We start from the raw sequence: 15,142 nt of genomic DNA, 5'->3' as shown, positions 1-15,142 counted from the left end.
ATTAGTTATACGTTGTATAGGATACGTGAATATTGTTCAAAATGATTGCTGAGGTGATGATGGAATGCGAGGAAGAAATAATAAAAAGTCGCAAAAGGTAGTACATTTATTTCAAAAAAGATGGGTGTTTCCGGCACTATACATTGCTTGTGCAGCGGTAATCTTAATGGTTGCGCTATGGTTCCAAGGAGCTAATCCGAAGAAGACTCCAAACCAGGATCAAGCAACACCGTATACACAATCGGAAGATCCAGCAGTGCCAGTAACGAAATCTTCAGAAGTAGTGAAAATGCCAGCTGCCGCGAATGCGGAAGTAGTCGTACAGAAGAAATTCTATGAAGATGCAGCAACTGAGGCGGAACAAGAAAAAGCACTTGTCTTTTATAACAACACATATTCCCCAAACAAAGGAATTGACATTGCTGCGAAGAATGGAAAAGAATTCAATGTTGCTGCTGCTTTAAGTGGTACAGTAACGAAAGCTGAAAAAGATTCACTTCTTGGTTATGTTGTAACAGTTGATAGTGGAAATGGTGTAGCGGTATCTTATCAAAGCTTAGGCAGTGTGAAAGTAGAAAAAGGTGCAAGAGTTGCACAAGGTGAAGTATTAGGAACATCCGGTCTAAGTGCAATGAATAAAGAGGCAGGCTCTCACGTTCACTTTGAAGTACGTAAAGACAATGTGGCTGTGAACCCTGAACGTTACTTAAATAAATCAGTAACAGAAATTAAAGCTGATGCAGGTGCTGCAAAGGCTACGAATGCTTCTGGTAAAAAAGCTGATGACAAATCTCAAAAAGAAGAGAAGTCAACGAGCACGAAACCTGAAAGTAAAACAGAAGACAAGTCTCAAAAAGAAGAGAAATCAACAAGCGGTTCAACTAGTGACAAAAAAGAAGAACCGAAGAAAGAAGAAAAATCAACAAATGGTTCTACAGAATCATCTAACGATTCTTCTTCACAAGAATAAGAAAGTGAAAAAATCAGTTCTCACTAGGGGAGCTGATTTTTTTATTTTTATATAAAAATACTCAATTTCGAGAAAAAAGTTGCAAAAACAAGGAAAAATGACGAGATTCTCGAATATATATTACAAAAGGGAGGGGATACTGTGTCATTTTTATTTGTTCTGTCGACTGCTATTATTTTATTGTTTGTTTTATTCACCTTATATTATTATATTGCCGGTAAGAAAGAGGTTCCCCACCATCAATTATTAGAAGAAGAGTTTGAAAGAGAAGAATGACGCCTTATATATAAGGTGTCATTTTTTTTTCGTCAAAATAGTCACCGTTAACGTATTTCTCACAAAAAAACGTAATTTTTCTTAACTTAGTCCGCAAAAATAGTGAACATGTAGCATATATCAGTAGTGCGGGCAATACAATGGTATAAACCAAAGCAAAGAGAGTGTTTGAGGTGAGAAATCGTGAATCATTTCATTATAAATCCAAGAATGTTTAACGCTTACAAACAGCACTCACACTTACTTCTTAGTCGTATGCAGCGAGGCTCATTTCACCCTTCTCACATCCAAATTAGGGAGGCGAGTGGTGTGCACGATTACATCAAAGAGAGAACTATCAAGATTGGTAAGTATATCGTGGAGACAAGAAAGACAGTGCGTGTCATTGCAAAGGAATTTGGGGTATCAAAGAGTACAGTCCATAAAGATTTAACAGAACGTCTACCAGAAATTAATCCAGAGCTCGCAAATGAAGTGAAAGAAATTCTTGATTATCATAAGTCTATTCGTCATTTAAGAGGTGGAGAAGCAACAAAGCAAAAGTATAGAAAAGAAGATGTAGAGAAGCCTGTACGTCAATAATGTTACAGTAGCAAACATTCCGTTCACATTCGGTAATATTTTTCAGAAGAATTCTTTTTGCGAATATTACGTTTCTGTTAAATTTATGATAAAATCAGAAATTAGGTGAAAAGAATTCGGGTGTAACCTGATTTTGAATATCGAGGAGGAAAAAACGGGAATGTTTGCGCGAGATATCGGAATTGACCTAGGTACGGCTAACGTATTAATTCATGTTAAAGGTAAGGGTATTGTATTAAATGAGCCATCTGTTGTGGCAATCGATCGTAATAGTGGTAAAGTATTAGCAGTAGGTGAAGAAGCGAGAAGCATGGTGGGACGTACGCCTGGTAATATTGTAGCAATTCGTCCGCTTAAAGATGGTGTAATCGCAGACTTCGAAATTACAGAAGCAATGTTAAAGTATTTCATTAACAAATTGGACGTAAAGAGCTTCTTTTCAAAACCTCGTATTTTAATTTGTTGTCCAACAAATATTACATCAGTAGAACAAAAAGCAATTCGTGAAGCTGCTGAACGTTCAGGTGGTAAAACAGTATTTTTAGAAGAAGAACCAAAAGTAGCCGCAGTTGGTGCTGGTATGGAAATCTTCCAACCAAGCGGTAACATGGTTGTTGATATTGGTGGAGGTACAACAGATATCGCTGTACTATCTATGGGTGATATTGTTACCTCTTCCTCTATCAAAATGGCTGGCGATAAGTTTGATATGGAGATCTTAAACTATATTAAACGTAAGTATAAGCTATTAATCGGAGAACGTACTTCAGAAGATATTAAAATTAAAGTTGGTACAGTATTCCCAGGTGCACGTAGCGAAGAGCTTGAAATTCGCGGACGTGACATGGTAACAGGCTTACCACGTACAATTACAGTATGCTCAGAAGAAATTACAGAAGCATTAAAAGAAAATGCAGCTGTTATTGTACAAGCTGCAAAAGGCGTATTAGAGCGCACACCACCAGAACTATCTGCAGATATCATCGACCGCGGTGTTATTCTAACAGGCGGTGGAGCTTTACTACACGGTATCGACATGCTTCTAGCAGAAGAACTAAAAGTACCAGTATTAATTGCTGAAAATCCAATGCACTGCGTTGCGGTTGGTACAGGCATTATGTTAGAGAATATCGACAGATTACCAAAGCGTGCTTTGAGATAATTTGAAAGAACTAAGGCTGACGCCTTAGTTCTTTTTTTCGTTTTTGTATTTTTTTATTTTGATTTTTTGCGAAAATGGAAGGAAAATAGAGAAATGTGAAGGAAACAGGTAAAATATTCATATATATGGTTAAATTTAATATTTCCTTAATTGAAAACGTTTATAATATAATGAGTCGAATACGACATTAAGGCAAATAATGTTTCAATACATATTGCCTTTCCCTAATTTGGGCATACACTCTTTTCCACCTCCGTGTCAGTTGCAAAAATGTGCAACTATTTTAATGGAATAGAGTGTGTGCATTTTTTTTTAGGAAGTTGTGCTAAATATAAAATGTTACTTTGTAATGACAAACAATAAACAAAATGGGATAATAGCAATATGTCCAAGTGGTAAGACCAATATTACAAAAGGGGCGATTGTTACATGCTAAATATAGAACAAATTAAAGAAATCATTCCTCACCGCTATCCATTTTTACTTGTTGATAAAATATTAGAAGTAGATGAAGGCAAAAGAGCGGTTGGGATTAAAAATGTATCCGCAAACGAAGAATTCTTTAACGGACACTTCCCTGACTATGCAGTTATGCCTGGTGTACTTATTGTAGAAGCATTAGCACAAGTCGGAGCAGTTGCAGTATTAAAGAAAGAAGAAAACCGCGGAAGACTTGCTTTCTTTGCAGGTATCGACAATTGCCGTTTCAAAAAACAAGTACGCCCAGGTGATCAGCTTCGTCTAGAAGTAGAAATGACACGCGTACGCGGCCCAATTGGAAAAGGAAAAGCAATCGCAACAGTAGATGGTGAAGTTGCATGTGAGGCAGAAATTACATTTGCAATTGGTGATAAAAAAGAATAGATAGTACTAAAAAATCTCCTTGTGAAAAAGACAAGGGGATTTTTTAAATTTATGCTATATAACGATAAAACGATAATATACAAACTAATCAGAAAATATCTTGTAAATAGATGGTAATTACCATATACTTACTTTATTATTTATCTAAAAAACAGGATAAGTGATAAAGGTAATAAAGAAATAAAGGCATTGTCATATTGTTAAGGTACTTAAGTAAGACAAAGTAGAATGTTATTGATTATGATGAGATATGGGGAAATCAGCAAAAATATTAATTAGACGTATGAAATCGAGCATAAAAGAGAGAAAAGGGAAATGTCACATTTCACAAAAGGAGATTATGAATATGTTCGGGAGAAAGAGAAGAAAACCATTACGACAATTAATTACACATAAAGAGCCTAAATCGCGTATTACAGAACAATACCGTAACATTCGTACGAACATTGAGTTTACATCTGTAGATAATCATGTTCGTTCTATTATTGTTACTTCAGCCGATCCAGGTGATGGGAAAACAACAACAATCTCAAACTTAGCAGTTGTTTTCGGGCAACAAGGAAAGAAAGTTTTATTAATTGGAGCTGACTTGCGTAAGCCGACGATACAAAACTTATTTGCCATTCATAGTTCAAATGGGTTAACGAACTTATTATCAGGACAAGCGAAACTTATGCAATGCATTCAAAAAACAGATATAGAGAACGTATACTTAATGGCAGCAGGTCCAATCCCCCCAAACCCAGCAGAACTATTAGGGAGCCGGGCAATGGACGAGGCGTTGCTAGAAGCGTATAATATGTTTGATATTATATTAATCGACACACCACCTGTGCTTGCGGTTACGGATGCACAAATACTAGCGAACAAATGTGATGGAATCGTACTCGTTGTACGAAGTGAAAAGACGGAAAAAGATAAAATCGTAAAAGCGAAACAAATATTAGATAAAGCATCAGGCAAAATACTCGGTGTCGTTTTAAACGATAAAAGAGAAGAAAAAGAGCAGTATGGTTATTACTAAAATATGAAAAAGCCAACAAAAATTTTGTTGGCTTTTTTTGATTTCTGAAAATTATTTATCAAGTTATACAGTGTAAAAAGCATGATATGATAAAATTTTTGGGAAATCATTGGAATGTGTTGTCATATTTAAGATTATTTTGTAAGATTAAACTTGTTTCTTGTGAACAAATATAGAACTGAATTATTAAAAATAAAAAATGTAATATTTATATGTTATAATTTTTCCTATGTGTAAATTTTAGAAAGTTGGAGGAACCTATGGAAGAAACAATTAGTCTAAAAGAGTTATTTCATATCTTAAAAAAACGTTTAGCAATGATCCTCGTAATCGCCTTTGGTGCAGCTATTGTAAGTGCTATCATTAGCTTTTTCTTCATGACACCAATCTATCAATCTTCGACGCAAATTCTTGTTAATCAGAAGAAGCAAGAAGGGGCAATGATTCAAGCCGGTGAAATTCAAACGAATATTCAATTAACGAATACATATAAGGTTATTATTAAAAGTCCAGTAATCTTAGAACAAGTGAATGAAAAATTAAATTTAAATATGACATCTCAAGCGCTAACAGGAAAGATTAATGTTGCAAATGAAAAGGATTCACAAGTAATCTCTGTAACAGCTGAGGATAAAGATCCAAAACTAGCTCGCGATATTGCGAATGCAACTGCAGATGTATTTAAAGGTGAAGTTGCAAAAATTATGAACGTTGATAACGTAACAGTGCTATCTAAAGCAGAAGTTGCAGAAAATCTATCTCCAATTAAACCACGTCCAATGTTAAATGTGGCAATCGCTTTCGTTGTTGGTTTAATGGCTTCAGTTGGTCTTGCATTCTTACTAGAGTACTTAGATAACACAGTGAAAAAAGAAGAAGATGTAGAAAACCTACTTGGCTTACCAGTGTTAGGTATTGTAGCTCGTATGGATGAAGAAACAATGAACGTGAAATCACACGCTCCATCATCAAGAAAAGTGAGGGGACAAACAATTGGTTCTTAATTTATTTAAAAAGAAAAAAAATCATCGTCAACGTCGTCAATTAATTGCTCATCAACAACCGAAATCACCAATTTCAGAACAATATCGTAATATTCGAACGAATATTGAATTTGCAGCTATTGATACGAATTTACATTCATTAATGGTTACGTCTGCAAACCCAAGTGAAGGGAAAACGACAACGACAGCGAATATGGCAGTTGTTTTTGCTCAACAAGGAAAAAAAGTGTTATTAATTGATGCAGATATGCGTAAACCAGCAATGCATCAAATGTTCCAAGTAGATAATATTTTTGGACTCACGAACGTATTAACACATAGTGAACATTTAGAAAAATGTGTACAAACGACATCTGTAGACAATCTACAATTTTTAGCTTGTGGCCCAATCCCGCCAAACCCGGCCGAATTGTTAGGTTCAAAATCAATGAAAGAACTTCTTGGACAAGCATACAGCATGTACGACTTAGTTATTTTTGATATGCCGCCTATTTTAGCTGTAACAGATGCGCAAATTATGGCAAATGTATGTGATGCTTCTATTCTTGTTGTTCGTAGTGAATCGACAGAGAAAGAAACAGCGGTAAAAGCAAAAGGATTGTTGGAATCGGCTAAAGGTAAATTGTTAGGTGTTGTTCTGAACGATCGTGAACGTGAAGAAGGCTTATATTATTATTACGGTGCAAACTAATTAAAAGAGTGAGATATGGTAGAAACATATCTCCTTTTTTCCCTTGAATATGAGCGATATCTCATATTCAAGGGAAAAAAGATCTTTATAGGAGAGAGGGAGGATGAAACAAATGATAGATTTACATTGTCACATTTTACCTGGTATCGACGATGGTGCGCAGACAGTAACAGATAGTTTAGTGATGGCGCAACAAGCCGTTTCAGAAGGAATACATACCATTGTGGCTACACCACATCATCAAAATGGAAAATATGTAAATGAACGTACCTCAATTATTCATCACGTAAAACAACTAAATGATGAACTACAACAACATAATATTCCACTTACCATTTTACCTGGGCAAGAAGTCAGATTATATGGTGATTTATTAGAAGACTATGAAGCTGGTAAAATCGTTACTTTAAATGAAACAAATAAATACATATTCATTGAATTTCCATCGAATCACGTACCACGTTATGCCGAACAATTATTATACGAATTACGTGTAAAAGGAATGATTCCAATTATTGTTCATCCGGAACGTAATGCCGAGTTAATCGAGCGGCCAGATAAGTTATATAACATTGTAAATAAAGGTGCATTAACACAAGTGACAGCAGGTAGTTTGCTTGGGAAATTTGGTAAAAAGATTAAAAAATTCTCATTACAGCTTGTGGAACATAATTTAACACATATGATCGCATCAGATGCGCATAACACAACATCGAGAGGATTTCATTTAGCAGAAAGCTATGAACTAATTGAGAAAGAATTTGGAATGAATGTTATGAGTGATTTGAAAGAAAATCCGTACTTAGTAATTAGCGGGAAAACAATTTATAAAGAAGATCCAGAACAAATTCGTCGTAAAAAATTATTTGGTATCTTTTAATTGAAGAGTGTTGGTGATGTCTCCTAACCGTTATCAACGGGGGCACTCGGTCGTGCTGTGGGTAGAAATTTTTATTTCGAACCTACCTTAGACGCTTGTCGTCGGGAGTATGACGTGAGGATGGGTTAGGTGCCCATAATTTATTTATGTTAGAAACTCTACTTATGGAGTTGTAAAGACGACTCTATAAGTAGGGTTTTTGTTATTGTTACATATGGATATAATAATATGTTTGGGGTACTAGATTTGAAAAAAGTAAGAAAAGCAATTATTCCAGCTGCGGGACTGGGGACAAGGTTTTTACCAGCAACAAAGGCAATGCCTAAAGAAATGTTACCAATTGTTGATAAACCAACAATTCAATACATAGTAGAAGAAGCGATAGAATCAGGAATTGAAGATATTATTATTGTTACTGGAAAAGGTAAACGTGCCATTGAAGATCATTTTGATCATTCCTTTGAATTAGAGCAAAGCTTACTAGAAAAAGGGAAGCATGAGATGCTAGAAAAAGTACAAGCTTCTTCAAAAATTAATATTCATTACATAAGACAAAAGGAACCAAAAGGTTTAGGACACGCAGTATGGTGTGCACGTAAATTTATTGGAAATGAACCATTTGCGGTACTACTTGGTGATGATATTGTGCAAGCAGAAACACCATGTTTACGCCAATTAATGGATCAATATGAAGGTACACAGTCGTCAGTTATTGGTGTACAAACAGTGCCTGAAAACGAAACACATCGTTACGGTATTATTGATCCGATTGAAAAAAGCGATCGTCGTTATCAAGTACGTCAATTTGTGGAGAAGCCAGCTCAAGGAACGGCACCATCAAATTTAGCAATTATGGGACGTTACGTATTAACGCCAGAAATCTTTATGTTCCTTGAAAATCAACAAACAGGTGCAGGCGGTGAAATTCAATTAACAGATGCCATTCAACGATTAAATGAAGTTCAACGTGTATTTGCTTATGACTTTGAAGGTACGCGTTATGACGTTGGAGAAAAGTTTGGATTTATTAAGACAACGATTGAAATGGCACTACAAAATAAAGAATTAAATGTAGAGTTAATGAAGTATATGAAGGAACTTGTAAAAAAGGAAGAGGTACATTCATAATAGAATGTCCTTTTTTATTATGAATAAGATAAGAATTATATAAAGAAGGGAACAGGTATATTGAGTTATCGAAGACGGCTCTCATTATTAATTTTATTAGATTCATTTATCGTATTAACTGCCGTGTATTTAAGTTATTGGTTTATACATCCAAATGTATTAAACAAAATCCCTACGACAGTAGTTATTAGTTCTATTACATTATTGTGTAGTCATCATGTTTTTGCTGCTATTTATAAGCTTTATAATAAGGCGTGGGAATATGCGAGTATTGGTGAATTAAAACAAATATTTAAGGCGATTACGCTATCAATTTTAGTAACAGCAATTGTTCAACAGATTATAAATCATGATATTTATGTTCGAATTTTAGCAATCGCATGGATGTTACATTTATTATTAATTGGTGGTTCTCGCTTCGTATGGCGTATGTTCCGTGATACATATATTACAAAAGCTACTGATAAAAAGCGAACATTAATTATTGGTGCGGGTTCAGCAGGAACGATGGTAGTGCGTCAATTACAACATAATAAAGAAGCAGATTTATATCCAATTGCGTTTGTCGATGATGATAGAAATAAACAAAAATTGGAAATTTATAATGTGCCGGTTATCGGTACAACAAATCATATTAAAGAAGTTGTAGAAGATAATGATATAGAACATATTATTATCGCTATTCCTTCTTTAAATCGTAAACAAATAAACGAGATTTTTGAGAAGTGTAGAAAAACGAAGGCAAAAACACAAATTGTGCCGATGCTTGAGGATCTTCTAGATGGTACAGTTTCTGTCAATGAAGTGCGTGATGTACAAGTAGAGGATTTATTGGGTAGAGAACCAATTCAATTAGATGATGCCGGTATCGGAGAGAAGATTACAGGTAAAACAATTTTAGTAACAGGTGCGGGTGGATCAATTGGATCCGAAATTTGCCGTCAAGTAATGAAGTACAAACCGGGTAAAATTGTTCTTCTAGGACATGGTGAAAACAGCATTTATAATATCGAAATGGAAATGAGAGTTACATATAAAGATACAGTTGAAATTATGACAGAAATTGCAGATGTACAAGATCGAAATAAGATTTTTGAAATAATCGATAAGCATCGCCCGTATATTGTTTATCATGCGGCTGCACATAAACATGTACCTTTAATGGAACGTAATCCTGAAGAGGCTGTGAAAAATAATATTTTTGGTACAAAAAATGTTGCAGAAGCAGCGGATACATTTAAAGTAAATACATTTGTAATGGTTTCTACAGATAAAGCTGTAAATCCTACGAATGTAATGGGGGCTACAAAGCGATTTGCAGAAATGCTTGTACAGCATTTGGCAGCTGTAAGTACTAATACAAGGTTCGTTGCCGTTCGATTTGGTAATGTTCTTGGAAGTAGGGGAAGTGTAATCCCACTATTTAAGAAGCAAATTCAAAAAGGTGGACCTGTAACAGTTACTCATCCTGATATGATTCGTTACTTTATGACAATACCAGAAGCTTCACGATTAGTTATTCAGGCTGGAACGCTAGCTAAAGGTGGAGAGCTTTTTGTTCTTGATATGGGAGATCCAGTGAAAATTGTTGATCTGGCAAGAAATCTTATTACTCTTTCAGGATATTCAATTGAAGAAATTGGAATCGAATTTACTGGGCTAAGACCAGGAGAAAAAATGTATGAAGAGCTGCTAAACGAAGGAGAAATTCATCCTGAACAAATATTCCCTAAGATTCATATTGGGAAGGCTGTCTTAATGGAGCAAGAAATTTTAAGGCAGTTTATGAATGATTTTGAAGAAATGAGTAAAGAGGATATAAGAGAAAGATTATTAGAGATTGCTAATACTAAGGTTTTAAATTAACAGTTATTTGGTTTTTGGAACACTTATTCATATGTTAGGAAAATTGAGGTGGTAATAAAAGTGATATATAAAAAGGGTTTGAAACAAATAGTAGATTGTATTTTTGCAATTGTAGGTTTAGTAGTATCATCACCTTTATTCTTATTATTAATAATTTGTATAAAGCTGGATTCAAAAGGTCCTGTATTATTTAAACAGCGACGAATCGGTAAAGGGAAAAAAGAATTTTATATTTTAAAGTTTAGAACGATGAGGATTGATACCCCAAAAGATATGCCAACTCATCTTTTGGAAGATCCTGAAATGTATATAACAAAAGTCGGAAAGTTTTTACGAAAAACAAGCTTAGATGAACTTCCACAAATAATAAATATTATTAAAGGTGAAATGAGTATAATTGGGCCTCGACCTGCACTCTGGAATCAATATGATTTAATTAAAGAACGTGATAAATACGGTGCAAACGATGTTATACCAGGATTGACAGGATGGGCACAAATAAATGGAAGAGATGAACTTCCTATTGATGTAAAGGCAAAATTAGATGGTGAATACGTAGAAAAATTATCACCATTATTTGATTTGAAAGTATTTTTTATGACTATAAAGAGTGTCTTGAAATCTGAAGGTGTTAAGGAAGGGAAAAATAATAGTAATGAACGAAACTCTGAAAAGAGAAACGAGGCAAGTTCATAAATGAATAAGAAAAGAATTTTAATAACTGGAAAAGAAAGTTACATAGGAACAAATTTTGAAAAATGGGTTAATAATTGGTCAAATCAATATGATGTTGAAAAAATATCTGTTAGAAATGATGGGTGGAAACAAAAGGACTTTTCTAAATATGATGTTGTTTTGCACGTAGCTGGAATTGCACATGTTTCAGCTGATCCTAAAATGGAAGAAATGTATTATAAAATTAATAGGGACTTAGCAATTAATATCGCAGAAAAAGCCAAAAAAGAAAATGTTAAGCAATTTATTTTCATGAGTAGCATGATTATCTACGGTGCAGATGGAAAATTAGGTGAATCTAAAATTATTACTGCAGAAACTGAGCCAAGTCCTGTTGATTTTTATGGGAGAAGTAAGCTCGAAGCGGATTTAGCTATTCAAAAAATGAATAGTAATAATTTTAAAACGGTTATGGTGCGAACACCAATGGTATATGGACCAAACTGTAGGGGAAATTTTCCTAGGCTAAAAACGCTAGCAGAAAAATCACCAATTTTTCCTGAGATAAGTAATGAAAGAAGTATGATATTCATTGATAACCTGTGTGAATTTTTAAAGATTGTGATTGATAAAGAGTTGGCTGGGATATTTTTCCCGCAAAATAAAGAATATGTTAGTACGAAAGATATTATAAATCTTATGGCTATCAACATGAACAAGAAAGTTCACTTTATTAAAACATTTAATCCAGTCATAAAGATAATGTCAAAAAAGATAAATGTTGTTAATAAGGTATTAGGAAATAAGGCGTATGATAAAAAATTAAATCCTAAGTTTGACTATTGCGTTGTTGATTTTGAAACTTCTATAAAAATAAGTATGTAATTAGGTGAACATAAAATTATGAATAAAAAAGTACTATTATTAGGTAACCATGGGTTTGTAATATACAATTTTCGTAAAGAACTAATTCAAGAATTGTTGGGGCAAGGCTATGAAGTATATATATCTTTACCCAAAGATGAAAAAGTAGATAAGATGGTTGAATGGGGATGTAAATTCGTAGAAACAAATGTTGATCGAAGGGGTACAAACCCAGTAACTGATTTTAAACTAGTCGCGCATTATATTAAAATATTGAAGGAAATAAAACCAGATGTTGTATTGACATATACGATAAAACCAAATTTATACGTAGGATTAGCTTGTAGGCTTTTAAATATTCCATGTATAAATAATATTACAGGTTTAGGAAGTGGATTTAGTAAGAGTTCAATTTTAAAAACGTTTTTATCTACTTTATATAAGGTAAGTTTGAAAAAGTCTTGTAACTGTTTAGCCTACTTAAAAAGGCAAGATAAAGAGAAGAAATGTCTGTTATACATTTCTCCTCCAATTAGTTGATAAAGGCAATATCCATCGTTCCTTCACGAATTAGTTGTTCTATTGTGTGGAATACAGGTTTACCTTGTTTTTGTGCGGTTTGGATGAAGCTTCTCGTTAAACAAAATATTCGCGCTCCATCTTCGGTACGAAACGTACCTGATACTTTTTGTTTTACTTTTGCCATTCGAATATCTCGCTCCGCTTCGTTATTATCAAATGGAATATCCGCATGTGTGAGAAAACCTAAAATGGCATCTTTGTCTCGGACAAATCGGTCCCATAAATTTTTGGATGGCGATTGTTTAGAACGCTTTTAGGACTTATTCTTTTCTGCCTGAGGGGGATGACATGCAACTCCATCCTGCAGGATGGCTTCGTATGCCTGCTCAATTTCTAGAAGATCCCATAATGTAAGCTTTCCCTCTTGTTCTTCTTTGCGTTGTTTGGCATCACATAATAATTTTTTCATATTTTCTGCCCATGTTTCACCGGTTTGCTCAAAAATCCCTTGTAAATCTCGTAAAAGATGAGCATTACATAAAATATGTTGGGACTGTTTATATCCAAAATAAGAGGCCCATCCATCATGAACAGCAATTCCTGAGAAACGGGGTAACACACCAATTTCATTCATTGCCTCTTTTCCACGTTTTGTATGTACAACTTGAAGGTTTATGTCTTTTGTGCTCATGGTATGGAGCCACTGACGTTCTCGATTTACACGAATCCTAGTCTCATCAAAATGAACAATGCGAGACTGTAACAAATGAGATTTTGCTTTTTCTTCAAATACGTCCAAACGCTCTCCGAATACACGATTCATATGGACAAGTGTTCCTTCACTAATGGTATGACCGAATTGATCACGAATATAGGCAGCTGTACGGGCATACGAAAGCATCTGATAATTGATGAGATAAACAACTAAAGATTGGATACGAGAACTGTATTGTACAGATTTGGTGACATGGGGTAAAAACAGTCCTTCTTCGAACGACAAACAATTCGAACACACTTTTCCTTCGGATTCATATTGAGTCACCTCTATTTTTGTAGAAGGTAGGTCGAAGACTTGTCGTTTTTTTCGACTGACAATCTGTTCCTGTTCTAAAGAAGATTGACATTTTGAACATAGGAAAATAGGGTGCGTCACAATATGATGTGGATTTTCAACAGGTGCCAGCCTATAACCTTTGTGACCGATTTGTCCACCTGATTTCCGTCCTGTTTTTTTCCTTAAACTTTTCTTGAGGGGCTTTTTACAGCTATCTGTAGAAGGTGGTTTATGGCTATTTGAAGAATTTTTTTGAGACGTTGCTTGTAATTTCTGAATTTCCATCTGCAAAGATGCAACAGTTTCCTTTAATTGTTTGTTTTCCGCTTCTAATTGTTGGATGTATACGGTTGATTTGAGATGTTCCTCCATAAAAAGGTTTTGTATGGCTTCCAAACCCATGTGATACGACTGACAAATTTGTTCCATAGTCACCACTGCTCACCTCTCATTTCGTCTATTCCTATGAGAAGTATGGGCTAAACTAACAAAAGCTAAACTATGAATTTATCAATATCAACAATATTAAAAGACTAAGCAGTTACAATTTTTTTAATAATGTCTCTAATAGACTGCTACCTTCGGCATTGGATTTACTCCATTTGGCATAGTAGCGATAAACATTTTGCCATTTTGGATAATCTTTTGGTAAAGCACGCCACTGACAGCCTGTACTCAGAACATAGAGTAGTGCATTGAACACATCATAAAGGTCATACTTTCGCGGACTTGTACGTTTACTAAACGTTTCTAGTTCCTCACGAATAATCTCGAATTTTTTACGGCTGATATCACTTGGATAAGACATACACTCATCTCCTGTTTTTGCATACATCTTAACATATGTATGAGACTATAAACAGGCTCTTAATACTCTTTTCACGGATCAACATAAATCGCTGAACCATTCCAAACCGCTTACCATTGACACTTACCACTTATTTTTCTCCTTCCGATAATTTGTTTATTTAGTTTTTTCAATATTCCATTAAGTTTTATGTTATAGGATATACAGCCATTTCCTTATCTTCTCTTCAATATTTTTGTTAATACAAACTTTATCTTCTTTTTATAATTTTCATAACTTGAAATCATAGGAATTGAATTCTGTGTTTCTTTTTTGCACTGCTAAAACATGAAAATACCTTAAAACTAAAAAATCGCAAATTTTAATTTTACTCGAATATCCTGATTTTACTCCTGTAAATATCAATAACAAACATCATATTTTTTAGAATGGAGATTATCATATGTTTAATAATAATTTTTCAAATTTAAATGCTAATTTAATAGGTCCTACATTCTCTTCAGAACCTACAGGATTTACAGGACCTACAGGATTTACAGGACCTACAGGATCTACAGGACCTACTGGAGATACTGGACCTACAGGACCTACAGGATCTACAGGACCTACAGGATTTACAGGATCTACAGGACCTACAGGATCTACAGGACCTACAGGATTTACAGGATCTACAGGATTTACAGGACCTACAGGATCTACAGGACCTACTGGAGATACTGGACCTACAGGATCTACAGGACCTACAGGATTTACAGGACCTACAGGACCTACA

At 34.6% G+C, this 15,142-nt stretch carries 15 protein-coding genes and 2 pseudogenes; 14 read left to right on the top strand and 3 right to left on the bottom strand.

What is annotated here, in order from left to right:
* The first annotated feature begins 64 nt into the window (after positions 1-64).
* From V6946_RS28285 to V6946_RS28220, 14 genes are all read left to right on the top strand, one after another.
* The gene (locus tag V6946_RS28285) at positions 65-970 is read left to right on the top strand and encodes a M23 family metallopeptidase (protein ID WP_001214933.1); all 906 of its coding nucleotides are present in this window, start codon (positions 65-67) and stop codon (positions 968-970) included.
* Between the two features lie 141 nt (positions 971-1,111).
* The gene (locus tag V6946_RS28280; protein WP_000008901.1) at positions 1,112-1,246 is read left to right on the top strand and encodes a hypothetical protein; all 135 of its coding nucleotides are present in this window, start codon (positions 1,112-1,114) and stop codon (positions 1,244-1,246) included.
* A gap of 309 nt (positions 1,247-1,555) precedes the next feature.
* On the top strand, positions 1,556-1,828 hold the full coding sequence (gene spoIIID, locus V6946_RS28275) for a sporulation transcriptional regulator SpoIIID (protein ID WP_000544012.1): 273 nt from the start codon (positions 1,556-1,558) through the stop codon (positions 1,826-1,828).
* Between the two features lie 160 nt (positions 1,829-1,988).
* Entirely contained in the window at positions 1,989-2,990 is a 1,002-nt protein-coding gene (locus V6946_RS28270) for a rod shape-determining protein (RefSeq protein ID WP_000457978.1), read from the top strand.
* A 429-nt stretch (positions 2,991-3,419) separates the two neighbouring features.
* Positions 3,420-3,854 carry a 3-hydroxyacyl-ACP dehydratase FabZ gene (gene fabZ / locus V6946_RS28265; protein ID WP_000931959.1) on the top strand — a complete coding sequence of 145 codons (435 nt, stop codon included), beginning with the start codon at positions 3,420-3,422 and terminating at the stop codon, positions 3,852-3,854.
* A gap of 346 nt (positions 3,855-4,200) precedes the next feature.
* On the top strand, positions 4,201-4,878 hold the full coding sequence (locus V6946_RS28260) for a CpsD/CapB family tyrosine-protein kinase (RefSeq protein ID WP_033692782.1): 678 nt from the start codon (positions 4,201-4,203) through the stop codon (positions 4,876-4,878).
* A 260-nt stretch (positions 4,879-5,138) separates the two neighbouring features.
* Positions 5,139-5,882, top strand: a complete 744-nt coding sequence (locus tag V6946_RS28255) for a YveK family protein (RefSeq protein ID WP_000393142.1) — start codon at positions 5,139-5,141, stop codon at positions 5,880-5,882.
* Positions 5,872-6,573 carry a CpsD/CapB family tyrosine-protein kinase gene (locus V6946_RS28250; protein WP_006925782.1) on the top strand — a complete coding sequence of 234 codons (702 nt, stop codon included), beginning with the start codon at positions 5,872-5,874 and terminating at the stop codon, positions 6,571-6,573. Before V6946_RS28255 ends, V6946_RS28250 begins: the two co-directional genes overlap by 11 nt.
* A 112-nt stretch (positions 6,574-6,685) precedes the next feature.
* Complete coding sequence (locus V6946_RS28245) at positions 6,686-7,453, top strand: tyrosine-protein phosphatase (protein ID WP_033692723.1); 768 nt, start codon at positions 6,686-6,688, stop codon at positions 7,451-7,453.
* A gap of 246 nt (positions 7,454-7,699) precedes the next feature.
* Positions 7,700-8,581: a UTP--glucose-1-phosphate uridylyltransferase BpsC gene (bpsC, locus tag V6946_RS28240; protein ID WP_006925784.1), complete on the top strand. Its 882-nt coding sequence runs from the start codon at positions 7,700-7,702 to the stop codon at positions 8,579-8,581.
* Between the two features lie 60 nt (positions 8,582-8,641).
* Positions 8,642-10,447: a nucleoside-diphosphate sugar epimerase/dehydratase gene (locus V6946_RS28235; RefSeq protein ID WP_006925785.1), complete on the top strand. Its 1,806-nt coding sequence runs from the start codon at positions 8,642-8,644 to the stop codon at positions 10,445-10,447.
* A 60-nt stretch (positions 10,448-10,507) separates the two neighbouring features.
* A complete protein-coding gene (locus tag V6946_RS28230; protein WP_006925786.1) occupies positions 10,508-11,143 on the top strand; it encodes a sugar transferase in 636 nt (211 codons plus the stop codon).
* Positions 11,144-12,007, top strand: coding sequence for an NAD-dependent epimerase/dehydratase family protein (locus V6946_RS28225; protein WP_006925787.1), 864 nt, complete (start codon positions 11,144-11,146; stop codon positions 12,005-12,007).
* Between the two features lie 18 nt (positions 12,008-12,025).
* Positions 12,026-12,526 carry a glycosyltransferase gene (locus tag V6946_RS28220; protein ID WP_406622178.1) on the top strand — a complete coding sequence of 167 codons (501 nt, stop codon included), beginning with the start codon at positions 12,026-12,028 and terminating at the stop codon, positions 12,524-12,526.
* Here the strand turns inward: V6946_RS28220 and tnpC are convergent.
* From tnpC to V6946_RS28205, 3 genes and pseudogenes are all read right to left on the bottom strand, one after another.
* A pseudogene (gene tnpC / locus V6946_RS28215) lies at positions 12,519-13,934 on the bottom strand (IS66 family transposase). The gene V6946_RS28220 and the pseudogene tnpC overlap by 8 nt on opposite strands.
* 175 nt (positions 13,935-14,109) lie before the next feature.
* Positions 14,110-14,370, bottom strand: a pseudogene (locus tag V6946_RS28210) (transposase); the annotation flags it as partial.
* Between the two features lie 438 nt (positions 14,371-14,808).
* A partial coding sequence (locus V6946_RS28205) for a hypothetical protein (protein WP_406622177.1) occupies positions 14,809-15,142 on the bottom strand: 334 nt, incomplete at its 5' end.

Source organism: Bacillus sp. PPSBB_2 (assembly GCF_045291115.1).
Lineage (GTDB): Bacteria > Bacillota > Bacilli > Bacillales > Bacillaceae_G > Bacillus_A > Bacillus_A cereus.
The sequence above is the reverse complement of the archived record's forward strand: the minus strand, read 5'-3'. Positions and strand labels throughout refer to the sequence as shown.